The 8,281-nt window shown below is 74.0% G+C and carries 10 protein-coding genes and 1 pseudogene; all 11 read right to left on the bottom strand.

What is annotated here, in order from left to right; translation table 11 throughout:
• Positions 1-253: 253 nt before the first annotated feature.
• The gene (locus tag ACPCK6_RS28780; protein WP_423482770.1) at positions 254-1,102 is read right to left on the bottom strand and encodes a hypothetical protein; all 849 of its coding nucleotides are present in this window, start codon (positions 1,100-1,102) and stop codon (positions 254-256) included.
• Between the two features lies 1 nt (position 1,103).
• The gene (locus ACPCK6_RS28775; RefSeq protein WP_135241274.1) at positions 1,104-2,048 is read right to left on the bottom strand and encodes an RluA family pseudouridine synthase; all 945 of its coding nucleotides are present in this window, start codon (positions 2,046-2,048) and stop codon (positions 1,104-1,106) included.
• Complete coding sequence (gene lspA / locus ACPCK6_RS28770; RefSeq protein WP_396882273.1) at positions 2,045-2,647, bottom strand: signal peptidase II; 603 nt, start codon at positions 2,645-2,647, stop codon at positions 2,045-2,047. The genes ACPCK6_RS28775 and lspA overlap by 4 nt, the downstream gene beginning before the upstream one ends.
• A gap of 66 nt (positions 2,648-2,713) precedes the next feature.
• A complete protein-coding gene (locus ACPCK6_RS28765; RefSeq protein WP_018785248.1) occupies positions 2,714-3,133 on the bottom strand; it encodes a TraR/DksA family transcriptional regulator in 420 nt (139 codons plus the stop codon).
• A 225-nt stretch (positions 3,134-3,358) separates the two neighbouring features.
• Positions 3,359-4,864: a potassium/proton antiporter gene (locus tag ACPCK6_RS28760; RefSeq protein WP_396882275.1), complete on the bottom strand. Its 1,506-nt coding sequence runs from the start codon at positions 4,862-4,864 to the stop codon at positions 3,359-3,361.
• Between the two features lie 22 nt (positions 4,865-4,886).
• Positions 4,887-5,195: a DUF167 domain-containing protein gene (locus ACPCK6_RS28755; protein WP_120568830.1), complete on the bottom strand. Its 309-nt coding sequence runs from the start codon at positions 5,193-5,195 to the stop codon at positions 4,887-4,889.
• Between the two features lie 2 nt (positions 5,196-5,197).
• Complete coding sequence (locus ACPCK6_RS28750; RefSeq protein ID WP_423482771.1) at positions 5,198-5,794, bottom strand: hypothetical protein; 597 nt, start codon at positions 5,792-5,794, stop codon at positions 5,198-5,200.
• A gap of 300 nt (positions 5,795-6,094) precedes the next feature.
• Complete coding sequence (locus ACPCK6_RS28745) at positions 6,095-6,898, bottom strand: DivIVA domain-containing protein (RefSeq protein ID WP_135241278.1); 804 nt, start codon at positions 6,896-6,898, stop codon at positions 6,095-6,097.
• 41 nt (positions 6,899-6,939) lie between these two features.
• Entirely contained in the window at positions 6,940-7,245 is a 306-nt protein-coding gene (locus tag ACPCK6_RS28740) for a YggT family protein (protein ID WP_013287596.1), read from the bottom strand.
• Between the two features lie 28 nt (positions 7,246-7,273).
• Positions 7,274-7,975, bottom strand: coding sequence for a cell division protein SepF (locus ACPCK6_RS28735; protein ID WP_396882277.1), 702 nt, complete (start codon positions 7,973-7,975; stop codon positions 7,274-7,276).
• Positions 7,976-8,168: 193 nt separating this feature from the next.
• Positions 8,169-8,281, bottom strand: a pseudogene (locus ACPCK6_RS28730) (YggS family pyridoxal phosphate-dependent enzyme); the annotation flags it as partial.

Here is an 8,281-nt window from a genome sequence, read left to right as displayed (position 1 = left end):
TCGGCGTCGGCGTGCTCCGCGCCGCGACCGCCGAGCCGGGCCCGGTCGAGCAGCGCCCGCCACCGCGGTGCCGGCTCGCCCTGCCGACCCCAGCCGGTCTCGCTGCCGTCCAAGGATTCGCCCTCCCCCAGCCCATCGATCTCCGCCTGACAGGCTACGAACGAAACCCTATTCGGACCACTCCCCGCGCCGCACATCGCCCGGTGGTCCGCCGCACCATGGGATCGGCCGGGTCACCGCGTACCCCGATGTCTCAGGAGGTGGGAGCGGGATTGGGCGTCCCGGAGCCGGCGGCGGGCGCGGGGGCGGTGGGTGAAGGTCCGCTCACCGTCCGTGCAGCTTCCGACGAATCACCCATTCCGCCTGCCTCGGCCGGTCCGGTGTCGGCCGGCGGCCGGACCACGTCCCGCTGTTCGGGCAGCGGCGGGGTGAACACGGTCCGGTCCAGGCGGCGCACCTCCGGCGCCGGGTCCACCGCCCGGACGCCCGGACGCCCGGTGAGCGCGCGCAGGGCGTCCGGCGCGGCACTCACGACCGCGGCGTAGACGCAGGCGCAGCCGGTCCGGTACGCCTCCGCCTCGCGGGCGGCGACCTCCGCGCTGCTGTCGTACACCCGGCGCAGGTCCGGATCGGCGGTGGTCGCGGCGGCGCGGGAGCGGTAGTCAGCGGCCTCCCGGTCCTTGCGCGTCGCGACGCCGGCCATGCCGGCCACCACGTCCTGCGGCAGCCGCAGCGCCGCGATCCGGACGATCTCGGTCTGCCGGCCGGGCAGCGGCACCCGCGTCACCACCGCCGAGACCCGCGTGCCGTCCAGCGCGGCGGCGGCCCGCGCCGGGGTCAGGTAGCCGTCGAACGACACCAGCGCGTAGCCGTCCGGCGCGTCGAGGCGGGCCAGTTCGTCCCCGGCGGCGCGCAGGTACGCCGGGATGCTCGCGCCGTCGGTCACGCCGACCCTCGTCACCTCGCCCACGGTGCGGTCGCTCACCGGGCCGTCCCGCCGCTGCGCCACGGCCACCACCAGCACCACGAGTGCGCAGGCCAGCGCGACCCAGGTCAGCGCGGCGGACCGGGACCGGCGCGGCGGCGCGGGATCGTCGCTCACGTCAGTCGCGCAGGATCTCCAGCGCCCGGGCCAGGTCGTCCGGGTACTCGCTGACGAACGTCACCTCGTCGCCGGTGCCCGGGTGCGCGAAGCTCAGCGAGCGGGCGTGCAGCCACTGCCGGGACAGCCCCAGCCGGGCCGACAGCGTCGGGTCCGCGCCGTAGGTCAGGTCGCCCACGCAGGGGTGCCGCATGCTGGAGAAGTGCACCCGGATCTGGTGCGTACGCCCGGTCTCCAGCCGCACGTCCAGCAGGCTGGCGGCGGGGAACGCCTCGAGCGTGTCGTAGTGGGTGATGCTCGGCTTGCCGCCGGAGACCACCGCCCAGCGGTAGTCGTGGTGCGGGTGCCTGTCGATCGGCGCGTCGATGGTGCCGCGCAGCGGGTCCGGGTGGCCCTGCACCACGGCGTGGTAGCGCTTCTCCACCTCGCGGTACTTGAACGCGCGCTTCAACGCGGTGTACGCGCGCTCGCTCTTGGCCACCGCCATGATCCCGGTGGTGCCCACGTCGAGCCGGTGCACCACGCCCTGCCGCTCGGCGGCGCCGCTGGTGGAGATCCGGTGACCGATGCCGGCCAGCCCGCCGATCACCGTGGGGCCGGTCCAGCCCGGGCTCGGGTGCGCCGCCACCCCGACCGGCTTGTCCACCACCACGATGTCGTCGTCGGCGTACACCACGGTCAGGCCGGGCACGGCCTGCGGCACCACTGCCGGCGGCGCGGCCGGCGCGGGCAGCGTGACCTCCAGCCACGAGCCCGCCTTGACCTTGTGCGAGTTGGGCCGGGCCACGCCGTCGACGAGCGCGTCCCCGGCGTCGATCAGGCCGGCGGCGGCGGTGCGGGAGAGCCCGAACAGGCGGGACACGGCCTGGTCCAGGCGCATGCCGTCGAGGCCGTCGGGCACGGGCAGGGAACGGGTGTCGCCGCCGGCGGCGAAGGCGGATGTCACGCGCTCTCCCGCTGCTCGGCCGGGGCGGTGTCGTCGCGCTTCTCGTCGCGCAGCCGGGAGCCGTCGCGCTGCCGGCCGGTCAGCTCCAGGAAGACCGCGAGCACCACGCCGCACACCAGCGAGCTGTCGGCCAGGTTGAACACCGGCCAGACCTGGCCGTACGGGTCGAACAGGCTGATCATGTCGACCACGTGGCCGACGAAGTGGCCGGGCGCGCGGAAGATCCGGTCCATCAGGTTGCCCAGCGCGCCGCCCAGCACCAGGCCCAGCGACACCGCCCACGGCAGCGAGCGCAGCCGCAGCGCCATCCAGGTGATCCACCCGATCACCACGAACGTGATGATCGGGAAGACCCAGGTGTGGTCGGAGCCGATGCTCCAGGCCGCGCCGCTGTTGCGGGTGAGGCTGAAGTAGACGGTGCCGCCGAGCAGCGACACCGGCTCCCGGCCGGTCAGCTCGGCGAGGGCGAGCTGCTTCGTGCCGAGATCCGCCAGCAGCGAGAACAGGGACACGCCGAGCAGCAGGCCGACGGCCTTACGGCGGGGCGCGCCGGCGCCCGACTCGGTGGTGCCGGCCCCGGCGGGCGGTGCTGCGGTCATCTGCTCCCCATCGACGCTCGCGACGGTGCGGTCACCGTCTGCCGTACGGCCGCCGGGGAGCGGTGATCAGCGCCGCTCCTCCAGCTGCTTGCACGTCACGCAGAGGGTGGCCGACGGGAACGCGGCGAGCCGCTCCACCGGGATCGGGTTGCCGCACCGCTCGCACCAGCCGTAGCCACCCTCGTCGAGGCGCTCCAGCGCGCGCTCGACCTGCGTGATCCGTTCCTTGATGCTGTTGGCGAGAGAGATCTCCTGCTCCCGCTCGAACGTCTTGGTCCCGGTGTCGGCCTGGTCGTCCCCGGCCGAGTCGGTCAGCCGGTCGCGCTGCAGCTCGGTGATCTCGCTCAGCGTCTGATCGTACTCGGCGTTCAGCTCGTCCCGCCGTGCCGCCAGGGCGGCCCGGATCTTCTCGGTCTCCGCCGCACTGCGGGTGGCCTTCGCCACCGGCTTGCGACCGGCGGTCCTGGTGTCGGCTGGCTTCGCCATCGTCAGCTCCCTCAGCCGCGCGGAGCGGCGGTCAGCGGTGCGTGGGCGGAGACGCCGTCGTCGGCGTCGTCCGCGTACGGAAGGGTGCACGGCGAGCGGGCCCGCCGTGCACTCCGGAGGTTGGCAAGAATACGGAACGTACAGGCGTCCGACAACGTGCCGCACCGTCGTCCCACGTTTCCGCCCCGGACTGCCATCAATCGGGGCAAAAGGAACGGTAGCAGATCAGCGGGCCGTCTCCTCGCCGTACTCCCCGAACCACTTCGCCAACCGGCCCCGGCGGCTCACCGCCCGCAGCCGCCGCTCGGTCTCGTCCCGTACTCCGGCGGTGGCGACGATGAGCAGGCTGTCCCCGACCTTGAGCCGGGTGTCAGCGCCCGGCACGAAACCGACCCCGTCCCGCAGCACCAGCGTCACCGCGGCGCCGACCGGCAGCCGCAGCTCGTCCACGTGCACCCCGGCCAGCCGCGACCCGGCCGGCACCTCGAGCTGGAGCAGGTCGGCCCGCATCCGTTCCAGCGGAGCGGTCTCCAGCAGGATCTCGCTCGCCTCGGCCGGCGCGGTCACACCCAGCCGCCGGGCCGCCGGCGCCAGCGTCCCGGCCTGGAGCAACGTGAAGATCACCACCAGGACGAAGACGGCGTCGAACAGGCGATCAGCCCCCGGCACGTGCAGCGACAGCGGGATGGTCGCCAGCACGACCGGCACCGCGCCACGCAGCCCGGCCCAGGACAGGAACACCTGCTCGCGCAGGTTCACCCGGAACGGCAGCGCGGAGACCGCCACCGACAGCGGCCGGGCGAGCAGCAGCAGCGCCAGCCCGGTGATCACGGCCGGCAGCACCGCCGAGTCCAGCCGGCTCGGCGAGACCAGCAGCCCGAGCAGCACGAACAGGCCGATCTGGGCCAGCCAGGCCAGCCCGTCGGCGAACCCGAGGATCGCCTGGCGGTGCGGCAGCCGGGAGTTGCCGAGCAGGACGCCCGCGACGTACACGGCGAGGAAGCCCGAGGCGTGCAGCACCGAGCCGGCCGCGTACGCCAGCACGGTGAAGCCGACCACCGCGATCGGATACAGGCCGGCCGACGGCAGCGCGGCCCGGCGCAGCGCGTACCGGCCGGCCAGCCCGGCGCCGACCCCGACCGCCGCGCCGGCGCTCAGCTCGTAGCCGAGCAGCAGCACCTCGTACCACCAGGGGTGGGCGGCCTCGACCCCGGCGCGGGACAGCAGCAGCACCAGCAGCACGGCCGGGGCGTCGTTCACCCCGGACTCGGCCTCGAGCGCGGCCACCAGCCGGGGCGGCAGGCGCAGCCGGCGCAGCGTGGCGAACACGGCCGCCGCGTCGGTGGAGGAGAGCACCGCGCCGTAGAGCAGCGACAGCCGCCAGTCCAGGCCGAGCAGCAGGTGCACCACCACGCCGACGACCACGATGCTGACCACGACGCCGACCGTGGACAGCGCCGCGGCCAGGCCGAGCACCGGCCGCAACGTGGTCCACCGGGCGGTCAGGCCGCCCTCCGCGATGATCACGATGAGCGCGCAGAAGCCGAGCACGCGGGTCAACTCGACGTCGTCGAACCGGATGCCCAGGCCAGCCTCGCCGAGCAGGACGCCGAGCGCCAGGTAGACCAGCAGACTCGGTACGCCGAGCCGGGTGGAGAACCGCACCGCGCCCACCGCTACGAGCAGCACGGCGGCGCCCACGAGCAGCGCGACGTCGAGCCCCGGGGTCATCGCCGGCCGGCCCGACCGGACCTCACGCCGTGCTGCCGTCGCGCAGCCGGCGCAGCACCTCGGGCAGCCCGTCGTGCGGGCGCTCGACCAGGAACAGCTTGTCCCGGCTGGCCGCGCCGGAGCGCAGCGACACGGTCGCCGGGCGGACGCCGAGGGCGTCGGCGAGCGCGCGCCGGGCCGCCTCGGTGGCGCGGCCGTCCACCGCCGGCGCGTGCACGGCGACGACGAGCGCGGGACCGTACGGCCCGTCGAACCGCCCGCCCACCCGGGCGCGGGCCGCCCCGGGCTTCACCCGCACCGCGACGGTGAGTGTGTCGTCCGCGATCGTCATGGTCAGCGCGGCCGGGCCTCGGCGAGCAGGGTGGTGGCGGCCTCGCAGTGCGCGCACGGGGTGAAGCCCAGCGCCACCGCCTCGGCGACCGGCAGCGGTTCGTCCTCCCGGCTCACGAGGTGCGGGCAGCCGGGCAGGTGGAAGCGGGGATGGCCGTCGACCACCAGGACGTCACCCGGCAGCCGGACCAGCCGGGCGACGTCACCGGTGGAGAGGTACTCGGCGGGCGGGTCGCCGTCGAACGCCTCGCCCGGCGCGGGCGAGGTGGGCCGGGCGGTCTCCGGCACGCGCGGGCCGGGCGGCGAGTAGGGCGCCGCGTCCGCGACCACCGGGTCCGCGTCCACCGGATCCGTGTCCAGCGGTGCCGCGTACGGCCCGGCGGGCTCGGCCTCGAACGCGTGTGTGTACGGCCCGGCTTCGGCGTCGAACGCCGGCGGATACGGCCCGGCCTCGTACGGCCCGGTGTCGGACGGCTCGGCCGGCGGCGAGTACGCGGGCGGCGGGGCGTCGTCCGGCTCGGTCACCGGCGATCCGGGCGGTTGCCGCCACCCGGATCCACCGGCGCCGGCCGTGGACGTGTGGTGCGGGACCGGGCTCACCGGCTCGTCCGGGGACGGGACGGTGTGCGCGGTCCGTGGTCGCGGTCCGGTCTCCCGGCCGGCCGTTGCCCTCGCCGCGGCGGCCTGGCGGGCGAACGCGACGAAGGCGACGGCGGACAGCAGGCTGGCCGCGATCGAGACGATGAGCAGGAGGCTGGATCCGCCGGCGAGACCGGCGATCAGCAGCACGACCGCGACGAGGATGAGCAGGATGCTGGCGGCTACCACGGCTCACCCCCGGCCGCGTCGTGTCGGTCTGGGCGGTCGGTGGCCGTCACGGGGACGACCACCGACGCGGGATCAGCGGCCGGACTCGAGCGAGCCCGCGCGGCCACCGCCGTAGGAGCCGGCGAGGCCGGCCGCGGCGAGACCGTTGCTGCCGGTGGCACGGGTGCCCTCGGCGCGGTTCATCTCCACCTCGAGACCCTGGCCGCGACCGTCGAGGTCACGCAGCTGGCTCTCCAGGTACGCCTTGAGGCGGGTGCGGTACTCGCGCTCGAACTGCTTGAGCTCCTCGATGTGCTTCTGCAGCGCGGTGCGCTTGGCGTCCAGGCCGCCCATGGCTTCCTGGTGCCGCTGGCGGGCGTCCCGCTCCAGGGCGTCGGCCTTGGCGCGCGCCTCCCGGGTGACCTCCTCGGCCTTCGAACGGGCCTCGGAGAGCAGCTGGTCGGCCTCGCGACGGGCGTCGGAGACGTGGTCGTCGGCGGTGCGCTGGGCCATCATGAGCACCCGCAGCGCCTGCTGCTCGCCGTCACCGGTCACGCCGGCCGGGCCGCCCTGCGCGCGGACCTGCTCCAGCTCGGCCTGCATCGCGCGGGCCGCCTGCTCGGCGGCCGCCTTGTCGCGCTGCACCCGGTCGAGCTGGGCCTTGACGTCGTTGAGCTCCGCCGCGAGGCGGGCGTCACCGCCGGGGCCGGCGGGAGCGCCACCCCGACCGCCGCGCTCCACCTGGGCGCGCAGCTCGTTGTTCTCCTCGATCAGACGGGCCAGCTCACGCTCGACCTCGTCCAGGAAGGCGTCGACCTCCTCCTCGTCATACCCCCGCTTGCCGATCGGCGGCTTTTTGAAGGCGACGTTGTGGACGTCGGCCGGGGTCAGCGGCATCGAAACTCCTCGGGTCAGTTGCGGCCGCGAAAGCGCTCTGGTCAGGCAAACGCGAAGATCAGGCGCCTAAACACGAACTCCATCAGCACGAACAGGATAACCAGGAGCACAAGGGAGGCCAGGTCGATGCTCACGGTACCAATTCGCAGTGGTGGGATCACACGCCTCAACGCTCGCAGGGGCGGATCAGTGACGCTCCACACGACTTCCAGTCCCGCCGACGCTCCCCGTCCCGGTTGCCAGCGGCGACCATAGGCCAGCACCGCCCCGAGAACAAATCGCGCCAATAGGACAATGAGGAAGATGTACAGCAGCAGGTAGAGCACCTGGAACAGGATCGACAACACGGCAGGCGACGTCCCTCGGTCGTGCGGCTCAGCTCAGGCTGAAGAAGCCGCCCTCAGCGATCTTGGCCTTGTCCTCCGCGGTGACCTGGACGTTGGCCGGTGAGAGCAGGAACACCCGGTTGGTCACGCGCTCGATCGTACCGCGCAGACCGAACGCGAGCCCGGCGGCGAAGTCGACGAGCCGGCGGGCGTCCGCCTCGTCCATCTCGGTGAGGTTGATGATCACCGGTACGCCGTCCCGGAAGTGCTCGCCGATGGTCCGCGCCTCGCGGTACGTGGTCGGGTGCAGCGTGGTGATCTGGTAGCGCTGCTCGTCCTCCGGCGCCACCCGCTCCCGCTCGCGCGGCTGGGCCTGCGGCGCGAGGGCGAGATTGTCCCGGGTGTGGTAGGTCAGGGCACCAGAGGTGTCACCGCCGGAGGACCGGGTGATCGACCGCACGCTGGACCGCTCGGCCCGCTCCGGCCGCTCGGTCTCGGCCCGGTCGACGTCGGCGGCGCGGCTGGAGGCGCGCTCGGACAGCCGACCCCGCTCGCCGAGCCGGCTGCGCGTCGTCGGCGGCTCCTCGGCCTCGTCGTCGTCCTCGTCGGCGAACTCCTCGGCGTACCGGCTCGACCGGTAGCGCGACGAGTCCCGGTAGCCACCCTTGTCGTAGCCACCGTCCTCGTACGCCCGCTCGTCGTCCTCCTCGACGAGACCGAGCCAGACCCCCGCCTTGCGCAGTGCACCCATCCCCGCGCCCTTCCGTCCGCCGTGCGGCACGCGCCCCCGTGCCGTGTCGCTTGATCACGAGTGGACGATCATGCCCACCGGACCGGATCGGCAATCCCCTGACGTGCGGTTCGCGGTCCGCCCGTCACGGCCCCCGGCTACGGGAACGCCGTCCTGAACAACACTGATGTAATTTGCTTCCGTCGTGGTGAGGCTACCGCAGCGCAGGGCGCATTCCGAGCAACGCGCTGCCGACACGGACATGTGTCGCGCCGTGCCCGACCGCGCTCTCCAGGTCGCCGCTCATCCCCGCCGACAGCACCGTCG

The organism is Micromonospora sp. AB353, from assembly GCF_049538395.1.
GTDB lineage: Bacteria > Actinomycetota > Actinomycetes > Mycobacteriales > Micromonosporaceae > Micromonospora > Micromonospora aurantiaca.
Note: the sequence above shows the minus strand (reverse complement) of the source record. Positions and strands in the feature narration are given on the sequence as shown.

Coding starts and splice junctions, on each gene's coding strand:
- lspA (WP_396882273.1), bottom strand. CDS start 2,647: ATGACCGCAGCACCGCCCGCCGGGGCCGGCACCACCGAGTCGGGCGCC.
- ACPCK6_RS28755 (WP_120568830.1), bottom strand. CDS start 5,195: ATGACGATCGCGGACGACACACTCACCGTCGCGGTGCGGGTGAAGCCC.
- ACPCK6_RS28760 (WP_396882275.1), bottom strand. CDS start 4,864: ATGACCCCGGGGCTCGACGTCGCGCTGCTCGTGGGCGCCGCCGTGCTG.
- ACPCK6_RS28745 (WP_135241278.1), bottom strand. CDS start 6,898: ATGCCGCTGACCCCGGCCGACGTCCACAACGTCGCCTTCAAAAAGCCG.
- ACPCK6_RS28735 (WP_396882277.1), bottom strand. CDS start 7,975: ATGGGTGCACTGCGCAAGGCGGGGGTCTGGCTCGGTCTCGTCGAGGAG.
- ACPCK6_RS28765 (WP_018785248.1), bottom strand. CDS start 3,133: ATGGCGAAGCCAGCCGACACCAGGACCGCCGGTCGCAAGCCGGTGGCG.